Raw genomic sequence first — 15,843 nt, forward strand, 5'->3', positions numbered from 1 at the left:
GCTTTAAGCCTGTCTCGCTTGCGGCTTGAGCCGCACGTAAAGGGTTTTACCGACCCGCGCCACCAGGTTGTCGGCGCCGTCATGAATGTCGACCTGCAACTGCGGCAGGTATTTCTCGCCACTGGCGGTCTGCCGACGGATTTCGTCGAGCAGGGTGTCGTCGATGTTGAACCGGGCGAACACCGGGCCTTTGCCCGGCGCAATGAAGTCAATGTCGGCAGCCTTGTCCCAGACGATGTAGCGCGAGCCGAGGTTCTCCATGAGCATCAACATGAAAAACGGATCGACCATCGAATACAGACTGCCGCCGAACTGGGTGCCGACGTAATTGCGGTTGTACCAGCCCAGGCCCATCGAGACCTGGATGTCACGAAAGTCATCGCTGATGTGCTTCACCCGGACTCCGGCGCCGAAGTACGGCGGGTAGAACGTCATGATCCAGCGCATCAGCCGCGCCTTGCCAAACTGTTTGATCAGCCACTCACGCATCCGGCCGCGTCCCCAGCCCCATGGCCTGACGGGCGAACCAGCGTTTGGCCGGCGGCAGCAGATCGAGGCCGAGCAGGCCGATGTTGCGCCCCAGCGACACCAGCGGCTGAGTGCTGCCGAACAGGCGCGTGACCTGATCGGAGAAGCCCACGGTGAGGTCCTGATCGAGGCGCTGGCGCTCGCGATAGGCCTGCAGCGTGGCGAAATCCCCCAGTGGTTTGTCGCTGGTCAGCAGCGCGGCGGCCAAGGCATCGGCATCGCGCAGGGACAGGTTGAAACCCTGCCCGGCAATCGGGTGCAGGCTGTGGGCGGCGTTGCCGAGGACGGCCAGATGTGAACGCACCTGCTCTTCGGCCTCCACCAGCGACAGCGGATACAGATGCCGTGCGCCGACCTGCTTCAAAGTGCCGAGACGGTAACCGAACACACCTTGCAGCTCGCTGAGGAAATCACGATCACTCAGGTCCGCCAGACGTTGCGCGTCCATGCCCAGACGGGTCCAGACCAGCGCGCAGCGGTTTTCCGGCAGCGGCAGCAGCGCCATCGGGCCTTCGTCGGTGAAGCGCTCGAAGGCCATGCCGTTGTGCGCTTCGCTCGGGGTGATGTTGGCGATCAGCGCGCTCTGGTTGTACGGGCGCTTGCGCACGTTGATGCCCAGTTGTTCGCGCAGACCGGAGCGGCCGCCATCGGCGAGCACCGCCAGATCGCATTCGACGGTGGTCTCATCGTTGAGGGTCAGGCGATAGCCATCGGGCAGCGGCTCCATGCGGATGACTTCCGCCGGGCAGCGCCAACTGATCACGTCTTTGTCGAGGTGTTGCCACAGGCTATGACCGAGCCAGGCGTTTTCCACGACATAACCGAGCGCCGGTACGCCCTCTTCCATCGCCGACAGTCGGGCGGTGGAAAACCGTCCACGGTCGGACACATGAATCTGCTTGATCGGCTCGGCGCGGCGGGAGATTTCCTGCCACACGCCCAGCCGCTGATAAATCTGCCGCGAGCCAAAGGACAGCGCCGATGAACGTGCGTCGTAGCTCGGCTGCCAGCTGTCGCCGGGAGCGAACGGTTCGATCAGCACGATCTTCCAGCCCCGGGCCTTGGCTCCGGCCTGCAAGGCCAACGCCAGACTGGCGCCGACCAGACCGCCACCGATGATTGCCAGATTGACCCGACTCATGCCGCGTGTGTCCGTGCTTGCGCCATCAGGGCTTCGATCTCGGCGACGGTTTTCGGCACACCGCCGGTCAGGATTTCACAACCGCTCTTGGTCACTACCACGTCGTCCTCGATGCGCACGCCAATGCCGCGCCATTTCTTCGCTACGTTCTGATTGTCCGGGGCGATGTAGATGCCCGGCTCCACGGTCAACGCCATGCCGACTTCCAGCACTCGCCATTCGCCGCCGACCTTGTACTCGCCGACGTCATGCACATCCATCCCCAGCCAGTGGCCGGCGCGGTGCATGTAAAACGCTTTGTAGGCCTCGGAGGCGATCAACTCGTCCACCTCGCCCTGCAACAACCCCAGCTGCACCAGCCCGGTGGTGATCACCCGAACCGTGGCTTCGTGCGCCTGGTTCCAGTGTTTGTTCGGGGCGATTTCGGCGAACGCGGCTTCCTGCGAGGCCAATACCAATTCGTAGATCGCTTTCTGCTCGGCGGAGAACTTGCCGTTGACCGGCCACGTCCGCGTGATGTCGCTGGCGTAGCAGTCGATTTCGCAACCGGCGTCGATCAGCACCAGGTCACCGTCCTTGAGCAACGCGTCATTCTGCTGGTAATGCAGGATGCAGCTGTTGCGCCCGGCAGCGACGATCGAACCGTAGGCCGGCATCTTCGCCCCGCCCTTGCGGAACTCGTAATCCAGCTCGGCTTCGAGGCTGTATTCGTAGAGGCCGGCACGGCTGGCCTGCATCGCCCGGATGTGAGCCTGGGCGGAAATCCGCGCCGCTTCGCGCATCACCTTCACTTCTGCCGCCGATTTATACAGGCGCATGTCGTGCAGCAGGTGATCCAGGGCAACGAATTCGTTCGGCGGCTGGGCGCCGAGGTGCGCCTTGGAGCGGATCACGTTGATCCAGTCCATCAGGTGACGGTCGAATTCCGGGTTGCTGCCCATGGCCGAATACACCCGGTCGCGACCTTCGATCAGGCCCGGCAGGATGTCGTCGATATCAGTGATGGGGAACGCGTCGTCGGCGCCAAAGTCGCGAATCGCACCTTCCTGGCCGGCGCGCAGGCCGTCCCAGAGTTCGCGTTCGGCATTGCGTTCACGGCAGAACAGCACGTATTCGCCGTGTTCGCGACCGGGCATCAGGACGATGACCGCCTGTGGCTCGGGGAAACCGCTCAGGTACTGGAAGTCGCTGTCCTGGCGGTAGACGTGCTCGACGTCACGGTTGCGAATGGCAACCGCAGCGGCGGGCAGGATGGCGATGCTGTTGGGTTCCATCTGCGCCATGAGTGCCTTGCGGCGACGGGTGTATTCCGCTTTCGGGATATGGATCATGGGCAGATGGCTTTCCCTGGCACGCGATCAGTGCAGCGACGGCTTGGCGGCTGGCGGCACGTCGGCTTTCTTGGTTTCGGAGAACAGCAGCAGCGGCGCTACACGCAGGTACTCCATGACTTCCATGTAGTCGCTTTCGCCGTCTTCGGATTCTTCCAGTGCATCTTGCACCTGGGAGATCGCTGCCAGATCCTGCAACACCTCGGTGGCCTCGGTGCTCAGCATGCTGCTGTCGCGGCAGTTCAGGCCGAAACCGGTGAGGAAGCCCTGACACCATTCGCCCAGTGCGGCAGCGCGATCGGCCAGCGGCACGTCGTCGGTCGGCAACAGCAGCACGACGGTCACGTCGTCGCCGGTAAGCTCGCCCTTGACCATTTCCTGCAGGCCGATGAGCGCGTTGCGAACGTTGTCCTGCGGCTCGCTTTCGAGCAGCTCGGCAGCGTCGATCAGCCATTCTTCGGCATTGAAGCCGGCACCGGCGCAGCTGCGACCGAGCAGCAGGCCATGCAGTTCGGCAGGCGAGACGTTGTGACCGCTGGCAGTCAGCAGGGTGGCGAAGGCTTGGTACGGAGAATTCTGAATGGGCATGGGCAGCTAGGCGCCAGACGGCGCTATGTCTAGAATGAAGGCCTTGTATCCTACATCGACAGACTCGCCAAGACCATTAAAGGCTGTCCCCCAGCCAAACCCATCAGACCGAATCAGTGGACACAATGGAAGACACCGACCTGCAAGCGCTGATGGCCAGACTCGAACTGCTGATTACTCGGGTCGAGCAACTAAAGAGTCAAAACGCACTCTTACTAGCTCAGGAAAAGACCTGGCGCGAGGAACGCGCGCACCTCATTGAAAAAAACGAAATCGCCCGGCGTAAGGTCGAGTCGATGATTTCGCGCCTCAAGGCCCTGGAGCAAGACTCATGAGTTCAAGCAATAGCGTTACCGTGCAGATCCTCGACAAAGAATATTCGATCATCTGTCCCCAGGAAGAACGCAGCAATCTGGTCAGTGCCGCGCGTTACCTGGACGGCAAGATGCGCGAGATCCGCAGCAGCGGTAAAGTCATCGGCGCCGACCGCATCGCCGTGATGGCCGCCCTGAACATCACCCACGATCTCTTGCACAAAGAAGAGCGCCCGGACATCCAGGCCAGCGGCTCGACCCGTGAACAGGTGCGTGACTTGCTCGATCGTGTCGATCTGGTACTGGCCGACGATCCGGACATCAGCAAGGGCTGATTCGCCAGGCCGCTTGAGGTATACTCGCCGCACTCCCTGGGGTGCTTGCCAGTTGACGATGTCCCTGAGCCGATTTGCACTACCCTGGGGGTTGCACGTTGGGCTGGTGTGCATGTCCGCCAGACGGAAAGCCTTAAAGCCTACTGCATCCTCCACCTTGAACTCTCGGGTTCAAGGGCTAAGTCGACAGCGGCTCATCCGGGGAGCCTGATTCGAATCCGATGCCGGTGCATGCCGGCATCGGATTTTTTATGCGTACGTTTTCGTCCCACCCTGCCGAAGCCGACCATGACCGAACCCGCGCTGCTGCCCCGTCCCCAACTGCGCCGCCTGCTGCGCAAGGCCCGCCGCTCCTTGACGCCAAGTCAGCAACGCGCGGCCGCCGAAGGTCTGTACAAACAACTCGCGCAGGACCCGCAATTTCGCCGGGCGAAACACATTTCCCTGTACCTGCCCACCGACGGTGAGATCGACCCGCGCCTGTTGCTGCGTGCCGCCCAGCGCCGCGGCAAAAAAACCTACCTGCCGGTGTTGAGTGCCTGGCCGCGGACCAAAATGGTCTTTCAGCAGATCCGCCCCGGCGAAAAGCTGCGGCCCAACCGCTTCCGAATTCTTGAGCCTCGAGTCAATGTCGCCCGTCAGCGCAAGATATGGGCACTGGATCTGGTGTTGTTGCCATTGGTAGGGTTTGACGATGTCGGCGGACGACTGGGGATGGGCGGCGGATTCTACGACCGCAGCCTCGCGTACCTGGCCCGACGCCAGAACTGGCGCAAGCCGACGCTATTGGGCCTGGCCCATGAATGTCAGAAAGTCGAACGACTGGCGCAGGCCAGCTGGGATGTACCGTTGCAGGGAACGGTGACCGACAAGGCGTGGTATTTCGCAGGATAGACGCCGCGAGGGAATCAGCGGCGTCGGGAAGACAGGATCAGCGTTTGAACGCTGTCGACTGCTGTACTTGTTGCGCCACTTCAATCGGAGCATCGGCCTTGTTGGCCCACAGACTTTGCGCATAACCGGTGGTCACGACGCCAAGGCCGAACAAAATCACCAAAGTCCACAGCAAATCCGGTTTGCGTTTCATCGATTGCCCCCCTCAAGGCACATCATCACGATGACAGCAGCGGTTTCCATTCGTAGGCCGTGCAGCAGCGTCAAGCTTTAAAGGCCGGCATTTTGCGACAACGTGAACCTCTGCGCAAATGCTGGCGTCAACCGACTGTCGGTTTGTCATAAAATTGCCCGACAACCTGCCCAATGACCGTTTCAGGAGCAACCACCATGGCCTACTGGCTGATGAAATCCGAGCCCGACGAACTCTCGATCAAGGGTCTGGAAAAACTCGGCAAGGCGCGCTGGGACGGGGTACGCAACTACCAGGCGCGCAACTTCCTGCGGGCCATGGCAGTGGGGGATGAGTTCTTTTTCTATCACTCCAGCTGCCCTGAGCCGGGGATTGCCGGAATCGGCAGGATCATCGAGGCCGCGTACCCGGATCCCACCGCACTGGAACCGGAAAGCCATTACTTCGACCCCAAAGCCACGCCGGAGAAAAACGCCTGGAGCGCGATCGATGTCGCCCATGTCGAGACGTTCGCCCGGGTGTTGAAGCTGGATTACCTGAAGCAGCAGACCGCGCTGGCCGAGATGCCACTGGTGCAGAAGGGCTCGCGGCTGTCGGTGATGCCGGTGACGGCCGAACAATGGGCGGCGGTTATCGCGTTGCTTTGACCGCGTCTTCGCAGGAGCCGGAATCCGACTCCTGCGAGTCCAGCCTTACTGAATGATCAGGTTGTTGAACAACAGATCCTCGACCACCGGCTTGCCGGTCTCGTCATTCATCACTTGCTGGGTCTGCTTCAAGGCTTCCTGACGCAGCTTTTCCTTGCCTTCGATGCTGCCCATCGCGTCGGTGGTCTGCTGAGTGAACAGCGCCACAAGCTGATTGCGGATCAGCGGCTCGTTGGCCTTGACCAGTTTGGTTGCCTCGTCGCCGGTCACCCGCAACGCCACGTCGGCCTTGTAGACCTTGAGCTTCGGCGTGCCGTCCAGCCCGTAGTTGCCCACGAACGGCGGACTCAGGGTGATGTAGTTGACCTTCGGCGCCTCGCCTTCTTTGGCTTCTTCGGCCAGCGCTGCCACAGGCAGAGACAGGGCCAGCAACAACATGATCCACGCTTTCACAATTCGCTCCTTATCCGGTTTGCGGCCTAGCATAACGACCCGCCGCGCAAGCACAAGCTTATGGCGGACTATCAGGGCCGGGCATGCTCGTTGACCCGTTGACTGCCACACCTACACTTATCGGCCATCACTCCCAAAGGAATAGCCCTGATGAAAGCCGTGCTGTGCAAAGCCTTCGGCCCTGCCGAATCGCTGGTGCTGGAAGACGTCGCCAGTCCTGTCGCGAAGAAGAATGAAATCCTGCTGGACGTGCACGCCGCCGGGGTCAACTTCCCGGACACGCTGATCATCGAGGGCAAGTACCAGTTCAAGCCGCCCTTCCCGTTCTCGCCGGGTGGCGAAGCGGCTGGCGTGGTCCGCGAAGTCGGCGAAAAGATCAGTCACCTCAAGATTGGCGACCGGGTCATGGCCCTGACCGGCTGGGGCAGCTTCGCCGAGCAGGTGGCGGTGCCGGGCTATAACGTGCTGCCGATTCCGCCGTCGATGGATTTCAACACCGCCGCCGCCTTCAGCATGACTTACGGCACGTCGATGCACGCCCTCAAACAGCGCGGCAACCTGCAACCGGGGGAAACTCTCTTGGTGCTCGGTGCCTCCGGAGGTGTCGGCCTGGCTGCCGTGGAGATCGGCAAAGCCATGGGCGCCCGGGTTATCGCCGCCGCCAGCAGCGCCGAGAAGCTCGCCGTGGCCAAGGCCGCTGGTGCAGACGAGTTGATCAACTACAGCGAAACCAGCCTCAAGGACGAAATCAAACGCCTGACCGACGGCCAGGGTGCCGACGTGATCTACGACCCGGTCGGCGGCGACCTGTTCGACCAGGCCATCCGCGCCATCGCCTGGAACGGCCGCCTGCTGGTGGTCGGTTTCGCCAGCGGACGCATCCCCGAACTGCCGGTCAACCTCGCCCTGCTCAAGGGTGCAGCGGTGCTCGGCGTGTTCTGGGGCTCCTTCGCGCAGCGCCAGCCGCAGGACAACGCTGCGAACTTCCAGCAACTGTTCGGCTGGTTCGCCGAAGGCAAGCTGAAGCCGCTGGTGTCGCAGGTCTATCCGCTGAGTAAGGCGTCACAGGCGATCAATGATCTTGGGCAGCGCAAGGCAGTGGGCAAGGTTGTGGTGCAGGTGCGCTGAGCACCTCGGAGCCGTCAATTGTTGCCGGGAGAATCCACAGCGTCGCCCGGCAACAGGTGCTCCAGAACCTTCCGGCTATCAGCCTTGATGATCTGGCCCTTGTCATCGAAACGCAGCACGAGCATCCAGTCGTACACCTCGTCCGGCCATTTCTTCTGGCCCATCAGGGCCGTGCTGTCGCCGCCGAACGCGCTGATCAGCTTGTTGATGCGCCCGTGGTGCCAGGCGATCAGGATGACCGGCGCCTGATTGCTCTTGCGCAACAGCTTGACCAGTTCATGCACGTCGCCGTTGATGTAAGGCTGCTCGATAGACAGATTCAGGCGCTCGGCCAGCGGGGTCAGGGTCAAACGTGAGCGGGAGCTCTCGGGAGTGTCGCCGGCGGCAATCAGCCGTTCCGGGGTCAGCGTCTGGCCATCGAGCTTCAATGGATTGAAGTAGTCGGCGTAGGCGCGAGCCCGCTCTTCGCCCCGGGCATTGAGCACCGAGCCTTCAGTCGGCTTCTCCGCATGGCGGATGATCAGCACGGTTGCATTGCGCAACCCGGACTGGGCAGGGTGATCGGCGTAAATCAATCCCAGCACCGCAACGGCGATAACCGCCGCCGCCAATAATCGGCGCATGAGCATGCGAACCTTCAAAGCCATCATTCATCTCTGCTGATCAGTCGATCGACGGATCGCGAGTCTATGCCAGCCCATGTTCATAAGTGGTGAAAACGCCCTGTTCTTACAGGAGAGCGACAGGTTCGTAAAAGAACGCGCGACTTCCAACATTTTCCGCTGTTTTGCCGATGCGAACCGGTGCTATTTTCGGTAACGAAACTGTAACATTCGTATCCGCAGTCAAAACAAGAAATCTGGAGCTCTTGAATGTTTGCTTTCTTTCGACCTGCCGCACATCAGGCTCCATTGCCTGAAGAAAAAATAGACAGTACCTACCGACGCCTGCGCTGGCAGATCTTCGCCGGTATCTTCTTTGGCTACGCGGGTTATTACCTGCTGCGCAAAAACTTCTCCCTGGCCATGCCGTACCTGATCGACGAGGGTTACACCCGTGGCGAACTGGGTCTGGCGATGTCGGCCATCGCCATTGCCTACGGTTTGTCCAAGTTCCTCATGGGCCTGGTCTCCGACCGTTCCAACCCGCGCTACTTCCTGCCGTTCGGCCTGCTGGTTTCGGCGGGGGTGATGTTCATTTTCGGTTTCGCACCTTGGGCAACGTCCAGCGTGACCATGATGTTCATCCTGCTGTTCATCAACGGCTGGGCCCAGGGCATGGGCTGGCCGCCGAGCGGACGGACCATGGTGCACTGGTGGTCGCAGAAGGAACGCGGCGGTGTGGTGTCCGTGTGGAACGTGGCGCACAACGTCGGCGGCGGCCTGATCGGCCCGCTGTTCCTGATCGGCATGGGCCTGTTCAACGACTGGCACGCCGCGTTCTATGTACCGGCGGCGGTAGCCCTGGCGGTGGCGGCATTTGCCTTCATCACCATGCGTGACACTCCGCAATCGGTTGGTCTGCCGCCAATCGAGAAGTACAAGAACGACTACCCGGAAGGCTACGACGCCAGCCACGAAGACGAATTCAGCGCCAAGGAAATCTTCGTCAAATACGTGCTGCGCAACAAAATGCTCTGGTACATCGCCATGGCCAACGTGTTCGTCTACCTGCTGCGCTACGGCGTACTGGACTGGGCGCCGACCTACCTCAAGGAAGCCAAGCACTTCGACGTCGACAAGACTTCGTGGGCCTACTTCTTCTATGAGTGGGCGGGCATTCCGGGCACGCTGCTGTGCGGCTGGATGTCGGACAAGATCTTCCGTGGCAACCGTGGCCTGACCGGCATGGTGTTCATGGCCCTGGTGACCGTGGCGACGCTGGTTTACTGGCTGAACCCGGCCGGCAACCCGACCGTCGACATGATCGCGCTGTTCTCCATCGGCTTCCTGATCTACGGCCCGGTGATGCTGATCGGTCTGCAGGCGCTGGAACTGGCACCGAAGAAAGCCGCTGGCACTGCCGCAGGCTTCACCGGTCTGTTCGGTTATCTGGGTGGTTCGGTCGCGGCCAGTGCCGCCATGGGCTACACCGTGGACCACTTCGGTTGGGATGGCGGTTTCGTGCTGCTGGTGGGCGCTTGCCTGCTGTCGATGGCCTTCCTGGCCCCGACCCTGTGGCACAAGCAAGTCGCCAGTCAGAGCCGCGAAGCAGTCGCCTGATCGGCTTTTGACTTGCAGCGCTTGAGCCGCGCCTCCAGATTCCGGTCTGGCATGGCGTGGCTGCGCAGGGCGTGGGCGGTCTGCTCGACATAATCGCGAGTGGTGCCGTAACGCCCGCAAGCGCTTTCGAACACCTGGCTCAGCACGTGATCCGGCAGATTGCCGGCATAGCTGGGCAGGTGTCGCTCCAACACGAATCCCAAGGCCTGTACCTGGCTGCCATCTTCGAGACGGCAGTTGAGCCAGTGCGGGCGATAGGACGGGAACGGCATCTCGCGTTTCCACAGCGCATACAGCGCACTGTCGAGATTGTCTTCCGGCAACCGGTAGGCAAAGCCGCTGCACGAACCGCCGCGATCCAGACCGAATACCAGCCCCGGCATTTCCGGCGTACCGCGATGTTCGTGGGACCACAGGTACAAGCCGCGATGGTAGCCATGCACCCGTCCGCGTACCCGCTCCACCGCCGAACACTCCGGCCGCCAGATCAGCGAACCATACGCGAACAGCCACACCGGCCCGCCCTTGTGGCGCGCCATGGTCGATTGCATGGAAGCGAGAAGTTGTTCGTGAGTCAGCTGCGGACCCAGATCGAGCCGCGGAGGGTAAGCCAGATTCAGAAAAGCAGATTCTATGGCTGTCATGACGGAAGTGTTCGGCCCCGCAAGTATTACAAGATGTAAGCACAATTCGCTTGATAGAACATATAGCAGTAACTGTAAAACGAAAAGTGCTAAAGGATGTATGACACCTTTGATAGCGCTAATTCGGGGTTATCCGCGAGGGCTATCTTGTTTGATATAGCCTAATACCATTGCGCGGATATCTTAAATACCCGAATGAAATATCGTTAAGCCCTCTCTTCGTTCAGGATTCGTTCATGAAGTCTCGGGATTTTTCCTACTAAAATTTCGGACTTCCCATATTTACCGTCGCTGATCGCCTGCGTAAAACGGCTTTCCTCTGGCGCAAGCCAACCCGTTCAACCGAGGCTGCACGATGAACACAACCAGGCTTTTGGCCGCACTTTTATTGGTTCAGACCGGCCAGGCACTGGCTACGGATGACTCGCAAGAAGACAAAGGTTTCTGGTACGCACAAACCAGTGTCTACACCAAACATTACTCACCCGACCCCGAACACAATAATCATCAGGACTTGATCGGCATTGAACGCAATCAGGCTTCCGGCTGGGTATTTGGCGGGGCAACTTTCCGTAACTCGTTCAGTCAGCGCTCCAATTACGCCTATGCCGGCAAACGCTTCGAGAGCGCCGATTATCCGGTGTACGTGAAACTCACGGGCGGGTTGCTGCAGGGCTATCGGGGTGACTACAAGGACAAGATCCCGCTCAATCACTTCGGCGTTGCACCGGTGATCATTCCGTCGGTCGGCACCCACTATGGCCCGCTGGGCGCCGAGCTGGTGTTTCTCGGCGCCAATGCGGCCATGGTGACGACGGGCGTACGCTTCTAAAGCGACTCAGGCAGACTCAAGAGCGCGGCTCAAGAGCGCGGCGCATACGCAAACACGTCGGCGCGCATCTGGTGGGCATCCATCCCGGCTTCCACCAGCGCATCCAGGGTGCCGTAAACCATCGCCGGCGAGCCGCTGGCGTAGACATGCAGGGATTTCAGATCCGGGAAGTCTTCGCACACCGCCTCATGCAACATCCCGCAGCGCCCTTCCCAGCCGCACTGGTCGCTGACGACCTTGTGCAGAAACAGGTTGGGCAGCTTCAGCCATTCGTCCCAATGCTCGATTTCATAGAAATCTTCCGGACGACGCACGCCCCAGTACAAATGCACCGGATGCTTGAAGCCGTTGGCCCGGCAATGTTCGATCAGGCTGTGGATCTGGCCCATGCCGGTGCCGGCGGCGATCAGCACCAGCGGTCCGTCCGGCAATTCCGCGAGATGGGTGTCACCGAACGGCAGCTCGACCCGCACCATCGAATTGCGCTGCAGTTGCTCGATCAGGCTCAAGGCACTGGCTTCGCGCGCCAGGACGTGGATTTCCAGATCTCGCCCGCCGTGGGGCGCCGAGGCCATGGAAAAGGCTGATTTCTCGCCGCTCTCGCGCTCGATCATCAGGTACTGGCCGGCGTGATAACGCGGCGGCTTGCCGGCCGGCGCCCGCAGGCGCACGCGCCAGGTATCGCCACCGACGTCCCGGCATTCGATGACCTGACACGACAGGCTGCGCACCGGCAGTTCTCCCAGCGCAAGCACGCCATCCCACAGCAGGATGCAGTCTTCCAGCGGCTGCGCTATGCAAGTGTAGAACTCGCCGTGGTCATGCACCTTGCCGGCCTGTTCGACCCGGCCTTCCACCAGCAGCGCTGCGCATACATGACAATTGCCGTTGCGGCAGCTTTGCGGGCATTCGTAGCCCAGGCGCCGCGCACCATCGAGAATCCGCTCTCCGGGCCGTATCTCGAGCACCGCTCCGGAGGGCTGCAGGGTTACACGCATCAATCTATTCCTAACTGATTCCAGATGGCATCGATCCGTTGGGTGACGGCATCATCCTTGACGATGACGCGGCCCCATTCGCGAGTGGTTTCGCCCGGCCACTTGTGGGTGGCATCCAGGCCCATTTTCGAGCCAAGTCCCGACACCGGCGAAGCGAAGTCGAGGTAGTCGATCGGCGTGTTGTCGATCATCACCGTGTCGCGCTTGGGGTCCATGCGCGTGGTGATGGCCCAGATCACGTCGTTCCAGTCCCGCGCGTTGATATCGTCGTCGGTGACGATAACGAACTTGGTGTACATGAACTGTCGCAAAAACGACCAGACACCCAGCATCACGCGCTTGGCGTGGCCCGGATACGACTTCTTCATCGTCACCACGGCCATGCGGTACGAGCAGCCTTCCGGCGGCAGGTAGAAGTCGGTGATCTCCGGGAACTGCTTCTGCAGGATCGGCACGAACACTTCGTTCAGCGCCACGCCGAGAATCGCCGGCTCATCCGGCGGACGGCCGGTGTAGGTGCTGTGGTAGATCGGTTTGATCCGGTGAGTGATGCGCTCGACGGTGAACACCGGGAAGCTGTCGACTTCGTTGTAGTAGCCGGTGTGGTCTCCGTACGGGCCTTCGTCGGCCATCTCGCCCGGATGGATCACACCTTCAAGGATGATCTCGGCGGTGGCCGGCACTTGCAGGTCGTTGCCGCGGCACTTGACCAGCTCCGTGCGACTGTCGCGCAACAGACCGGCGAAGGCGTATTCGGAGAGGCTGTCCGGCACCGGGGTGACGGCGCCGAGAATGGTCGCCGGATCGGCGCCGAGGGCCACGGACACCGGGAACGGCTGGCCCGGGTGCTTCTCGCACCACTCACGGAAATCCAGCGCACCGCCACGGTGGCTGAGCCAGCGCATGATGACCTTGTTGCGGCCGATCACTTGCTGACGGTAGATGCCGAGGTTCTGCCGGTCCTTGTTCGGGCCTTTGGTGACCGTCAGGCCCCAGGTGATCAGCGGCGCCACGTCACCCGGCCAGCAGGTCTGCACCGGCAGCATCGCCAGATCGACGTCATCGCCTTCGATGACCACTTCCTGGCAGGGTGCGTCTTTGACGACTTTCGGCGCCATCGCAATGATCTTGCGGAAGATCGGCAGCTTCGACCAAGCGTCCTTCAAGCCCTTCGGCGGCTCCGGCTCCTTGAGGAACGCCAGCAGCTTGCCGATCTCGCGCAGCTCGCTGACGGACTCGGCGCCCATGCCCATGGCCACCCGCTCGGGGGTGCCGAACAGATTACCGAGCACCGGGATGTCGTAACCGGTCGGCTTCTCGAATAACAGCGCCGGGCCCTTGGCCCGCAGTGTGCGGTCGCACACCTCGGTCATTTCCAGCACCGGCGAGACGGGAATCTGGATGCGTTTCAACTCTCCGCGCTGCTCAAGCTGCTGCACGAAATCCCGAAGATCCTTGAATTTCATTGACGATGGCACCCTCAAAATAGGCGTACATCCTACCTGCTATGCCGGTCGCTGGCAGCCCGTCACTGCTTACTTGGCTGCATTCACCTGGCCGTTACCCGGATTTTTGCCGGCCTGCAGGCTGACAAACAGCGGTTCGAGGATCGGTGCCACGTATCGCGCACCTACTTCCGACAGGTGATTGTCATCCTTGTACAGCGAATAGCCGTCGAGCTCGGCGCGACACAGACCGTTTTCATCGCACAGCCGTGGCGCCGGGTCGATCACCCGCACCATCGGATCCTGCGCCAACTGGGCAAATAAGCGGCTGATAAATGCCTGGCGCTTGTCATGCTCGCCGATGGCCAGACCGACGCTATCCACCGGATGGCCCAGCATTGCAAGGCGTGTCAGGCGATACGGCGGGCTGAACGCCTGTAACGGCGCCTCTTTCACCAGCCAGACCCGATGCCCGCCCTCGCGCAATTGAGCAAGCTGCGCGCGCAAGCCTTCGGCCAGACGTTGCTCAGCGACGGCACGGTCGTATTTGCCATCCGGCTTTCTGAGCGCGTGGTCGAGATCGCCTTTGGCGTCGCCATACAGATAGAGGCTCCAACGCGCGACCAGCACCACATCGCTGATACGTTGCGCGCTCAGCCGCTGCTCGACGCGCCGATTGAAATGCGTGCAGGCCGCATCGGTTTCCAGCCCCTCGACCGGAATACAACCGGCAGAGCTGGCGAGGATCACGCTGACGCCATGGGCTTGCGCACCGTCCTCCAGCACTGGAATGAATGCCGTAGCGTGGCTGTCGCCCCAGACCATTGCCTGGGCTGGCAGGTTTTCCACGCCGTAATGGCAGAACAACTTGTCGTCCGGTGCCTTGTCATCCGTCAGGCACGCCATCAGCTCCGGCCGCCACTCGTGGCCCCTGGCATATTGCAGCGCCTGTTCGGACAGACGGGACGGCATGCCATCGGTCCAGCGCAGGGCTTGCCCGGCCAGTCCGAGCACCAGGATGCCGCAGAAGCCGGCCAGCAGAACCTGTCGACGCCCGGCCAGCAGGCGACGCTCGCGGAACGGCGTTTCGACGAATTTCCATGACAGGTAACCCAGCACCAGCGTCAACAGGATCAACCCTGCGATGTCCGGCACACCCGGCTCCTCGACGCTGGCATAGCTGGAAAACACGAACACCGGCCAATGCCACAAGTACCAGGAATAGGAAATCAGGCCGAGGCCGACCATCACCCGACTGCTCAGGAATTGACCAACTAGCGTCTCTCGATGACCGTTGGCCAGAATGAGTGCCACCACGCCCAGCACCGGTAACAGCGCAGCGATACCGGGAAACGGCGTGCGTTTGTCGTACCCGAAGACAGCCAGCAGGATCAACGCCATACCGAGCAGGCTCAGCCACTGCGCGGCCATCGGATTGAGGCGCCATGAATGTCGGGGCGCTACCGCAAGCATCGCACCGGCCAGCAACTCCCACGCCCGCATCGGCAACAGGAAGAACGCCTTCTCCGGATAATGCTGGACCGCCCAGACGCTCAGCCCGAAGGACAGCAGCAATACGCCGAACAGCGCCAGCCGCCAGTGTTTCAATCGGCTCGACAGCACGGTCAGCAACAGCGGGAAAAGGATGTAGAACTGCTCTTCCACCGCCAGCGACCAGGTGTGCAGCAGTGGCTTGAGATCCGACGCGACGTCGAAATAGCCGTCCTGACGCATGAACAGGATGTTCGAGACGAAAGTCACCTGGTAGCGCACCGAGCGTCCGAGCTCTTCGTAGTCCTTGGGCGCCAGCAGGAACCAGCCCACTGCCAGCACCGCGATGATCATCGCAAACAGCGCCGGCAGGATCCGCCGGGCACGCCGGGCCCAGAACTCGACGAAGCTGAAACGCCCGGCCTGGCGCTGGTTCCAGATGATCGAGGTGATCAGGTAGCCGGAAATCACAAAAAACACGTCCACACCGACAAATCCGCCGGTGAATCCCGGGACGCCAAAGTGGAACAGCACCACGGCAATCACTGCGACTGCGCGCAAGCCGTCGATATCCCTTCGATAAGCGAGAGTGCTCATAAATCCTTGATGCCAATCAGATGGTTATTTTTTGTACAGCCTCGGGGACTGCCTGTTGTTTT

The 15,843-nt window shown here is 61.2% G+C and carries 18 protein-coding genes and 1 other RNA gene; 8 read left to right on the plus strand and 11 right to left on the minus strand.

The genetic code is table 11. The annotated features are described in order from the left end of the window. Positions 1 to 3: 3 nt before the first annotated feature. Genes M5B98_RS07435 through M5B98_RS07450 form a run of 4 tightly spaced genes read right to left on the minus strand, consistent with a single transcriptional unit; the run spans position 4 to position 3,588 of the window. The gene (locus M5B98_RS07435; protein ID WP_248742344.1) at positions 4 to 489 is read right to left on the minus strand and encodes a DUF4442 domain-containing protein; all 486 of its coding nucleotides are present in this window, start codon (positions 487 to 489) and stop codon (positions 4 to 6) included. Then, entirely contained in the window at positions 482 to 1,669 is a 1,188-nt protein-coding gene (gene ubiH, locus M5B98_RS07440; protein WP_248742345.1) for a 2-octaprenyl-6-methoxyphenyl hydroxylase, read from the minus strand. Before ubiH ends, M5B98_RS07435 begins: the two co-directional genes overlap by 8 nt. Continuing rightward, positions 1,666 to 3,000, minus strand: a complete 1,335-nt coding sequence (gene pepP, locus M5B98_RS07445) for a Xaa-Pro aminopeptidase (RefSeq protein WP_248742346.1) — start codon at positions 2,998 to 3,000, stop codon at positions 1,666 to 1,668. Before pepP ends, ubiH begins: the two co-directional genes overlap by 4 nt. A gap of 27 nt (positions 3,001 to 3,027) precedes the next feature. Continuing rightward, on the minus strand, positions 3,028 to 3,588 hold the full coding sequence (locus M5B98_RS07450) for a YecA family protein (protein ID WP_085708970.1): 561 nt from the start codon (positions 3,586 to 3,588) through the stop codon (positions 3,028 to 3,030). A gap of 125 nt (positions 3,589 to 3,713) precedes the next feature. Between M5B98_RS07450 and M5B98_RS07455 the strand changes: the two genes are divergently transcribed. The 4 genes from M5B98_RS07455 to M5B98_RS07470 all read left to right on the plus strand — a co-directional run bounded on the left by M5B98_RS07455 (position 3,714) and on the right by M5B98_RS07470 (position 5,131). Further along, positions 3,714 to 3,923: a TIGR02449 family protein gene (locus M5B98_RS07455; protein ID WP_007940359.1), complete on the plus strand. Its 210-nt coding sequence runs from the start codon at positions 3,714 to 3,716 to the stop codon at positions 3,921 to 3,923. After that, positions 3,920 to 4,237: a cell division protein ZapA gene (locus M5B98_RS07460; protein ID WP_007967943.1), complete on the plus strand. Its 318-nt coding sequence runs from the start codon at positions 3,920 to 3,922 to the stop codon at positions 4,235 to 4,237. The genes M5B98_RS07455 and M5B98_RS07460 overlap by 4 nt, the downstream gene beginning before the upstream one ends. A 30-nt stretch (positions 4,238 to 4,267) precedes the next feature. Further along, a non-coding RNA gene (ssrS, locus tag M5B98_RS07465) (6S RNA) lies at positions 4,268 to 4,446 on the plus strand. A gap of 79 nt (positions 4,447 to 4,525) precedes the next feature. Next, positions 4,526 to 5,131 (plus strand): 5-formyltetrahydrofolate cyclo-ligase, encoded by a 606-nt coding sequence (locus M5B98_RS07470; protein WP_085708969.1) that lies wholly within the window; start codon positions 4,526 to 4,528, stop codon positions 5,129 to 5,131. Positions 5,132 to 5,168: 37 nt separating this feature from the next. On the opposite strand, the gene M5B98_RS07475 is transcribed toward M5B98_RS07470, so the two are convergent. Next, positions 5,169 to 5,324 carry a hypothetical protein gene (locus tag M5B98_RS07475; RefSeq protein WP_007911192.1) on the minus strand — a complete coding sequence of 52 codons (156 nt, stop codon included), beginning with the start codon at positions 5,322 to 5,324 and terminating at the stop codon, positions 5,169 to 5,171. A gap of 197 nt (positions 5,325 to 5,521) precedes the next feature. Between M5B98_RS07475 and M5B98_RS07480 the strand changes: the two genes are divergently transcribed. After that, on the plus strand, positions 5,522 to 5,971 hold the full coding sequence (locus M5B98_RS07480; protein WP_248742347.1) for an EVE domain-containing protein: 450 nt from the start codon (positions 5,522 to 5,524) through the stop codon (positions 5,969 to 5,971). A 45-nt stretch (positions 5,972 to 6,016) separates the two neighbouring features. On the opposite strand, the gene M5B98_RS07485 is transcribed toward M5B98_RS07480, so the two are convergent. Further along, positions 6,017 to 6,424 carry a flagellar basal body-associated protein FliL gene (locus M5B98_RS07485; RefSeq protein ID WP_065259922.1) on the minus strand — a complete coding sequence of 136 codons (408 nt, stop codon included), beginning with the start codon at positions 6,422 to 6,424 and terminating at the stop codon, positions 6,017 to 6,019. Between the two features lie 150 nt (positions 6,425 to 6,574). On the opposite strand from M5B98_RS07485, the gene M5B98_RS07490 reads away from it, so the two are divergent. Further along, positions 6,575 to 7,552 carry an NADPH:quinone oxidoreductase family protein gene (locus tag M5B98_RS07490; protein ID WP_248742348.1) on the plus strand — a complete coding sequence of 326 codons (978 nt, stop codon included), beginning with the start codon at positions 6,575 to 6,577 and terminating at the stop codon, positions 7,550 to 7,552. A gap of 14 nt (positions 7,553 to 7,566) precedes the next feature. On the opposite strand, the gene M5B98_RS07495 is transcribed toward M5B98_RS07490, so the two are convergent. Continuing rightward, complete coding sequence (locus M5B98_RS07495; RefSeq protein ID WP_248742349.1) at positions 7,567 to 8,199, minus strand: flagellar basal body-associated protein FliL; 633 nt, start codon at positions 8,197 to 8,199, stop codon at positions 7,567 to 7,569. 225 nt (positions 8,200 to 8,424) lie between these two features. On the opposite strand from M5B98_RS07495, the gene glpT reads away from it, so the two are divergent. Then, entirely contained in the window at positions 8,425 to 9,774 is a 1,350-nt protein-coding gene (gene glpT / locus M5B98_RS07500; RefSeq protein WP_248742350.1) for a glycerol-3-phosphate transporter, read from the plus strand. Here the strand turns inward: glpT and M5B98_RS07505 are convergent. Then, positions 9,750 to 10,418, minus strand: coding sequence for a gamma-glutamylcyclotransferase (locus M5B98_RS07505; protein WP_085708964.1), 669 nt, complete (start codon positions 10,416 to 10,418; stop codon positions 9,750 to 9,752). The genes glpT and M5B98_RS07505 overlap by 25 nt on opposite strands. 355 nt (positions 10,419 to 10,773) lie before the next feature. On the opposite strand from M5B98_RS07505, the gene M5B98_RS07510 reads away from it, so the two are divergent. After that, positions 10,774 to 11,250 carry a sn-glycerol-3-phosphate transporter gene (locus tag M5B98_RS07510; protein WP_248742351.1) on the plus strand — a complete coding sequence of 159 codons (477 nt, stop codon included), beginning with the start codon at positions 10,774 to 10,776 and terminating at the stop codon, positions 11,248 to 11,250. Positions 11,251 to 11,279: 29 nt separating this feature from the next. Here the strand turns inward: M5B98_RS07510 and M5B98_RS07515 are convergent, their stop codons facing one another. The 3 genes from M5B98_RS07515 to M5B98_RS07525 all read right to left on the minus strand — a co-directional run bounded on the left by M5B98_RS07515 (position 11,280) and on the right by M5B98_RS07525 (position 15,781). After that, on the minus strand, positions 11,280 to 12,248 hold the full coding sequence (locus tag M5B98_RS07515; RefSeq protein ID WP_085708962.1) for a CDP-6-deoxy-delta-3,4-glucoseen reductase: 969 nt from the start codon (positions 12,246 to 12,248) through the stop codon (positions 11,280 to 11,282). Next, on the minus strand, positions 12,248 to 13,714 hold the full coding sequence (gene ubiD, locus M5B98_RS07520) for a 4-hydroxy-3-polyprenylbenzoate decarboxylase (protein WP_007951823.1): 1,467 nt from the start codon (positions 13,712 to 13,714) through the stop codon (positions 12,248 to 12,250). The genes M5B98_RS07515 and ubiD overlap by 1 nt, the downstream gene beginning before the upstream one ends. Before the next feature lie 69 nt (positions 13,715 to 13,783). Beyond that, on the minus strand, positions 13,784 to 15,781 hold the full coding sequence (locus tag M5B98_RS07525; protein ID WP_248742352.1) for an acyltransferase family protein: 1,998 nt from the start codon (positions 15,779 to 15,781) through the stop codon (positions 13,784 to 13,786). Positions 15,782 to 15,843: the final 62 nt, after the last annotated feature.

Origin of the sequence: Pseudomonas sp. MWU12-3088 (genome assembly GCF_023242405.1) — a bacterium.
GTDB lineage: Bacteria > Pseudomonadota > Gammaproteobacteria > Pseudomonadales > Pseudomonadaceae > Aquipseudomonas > Aquipseudomonas kribbensis.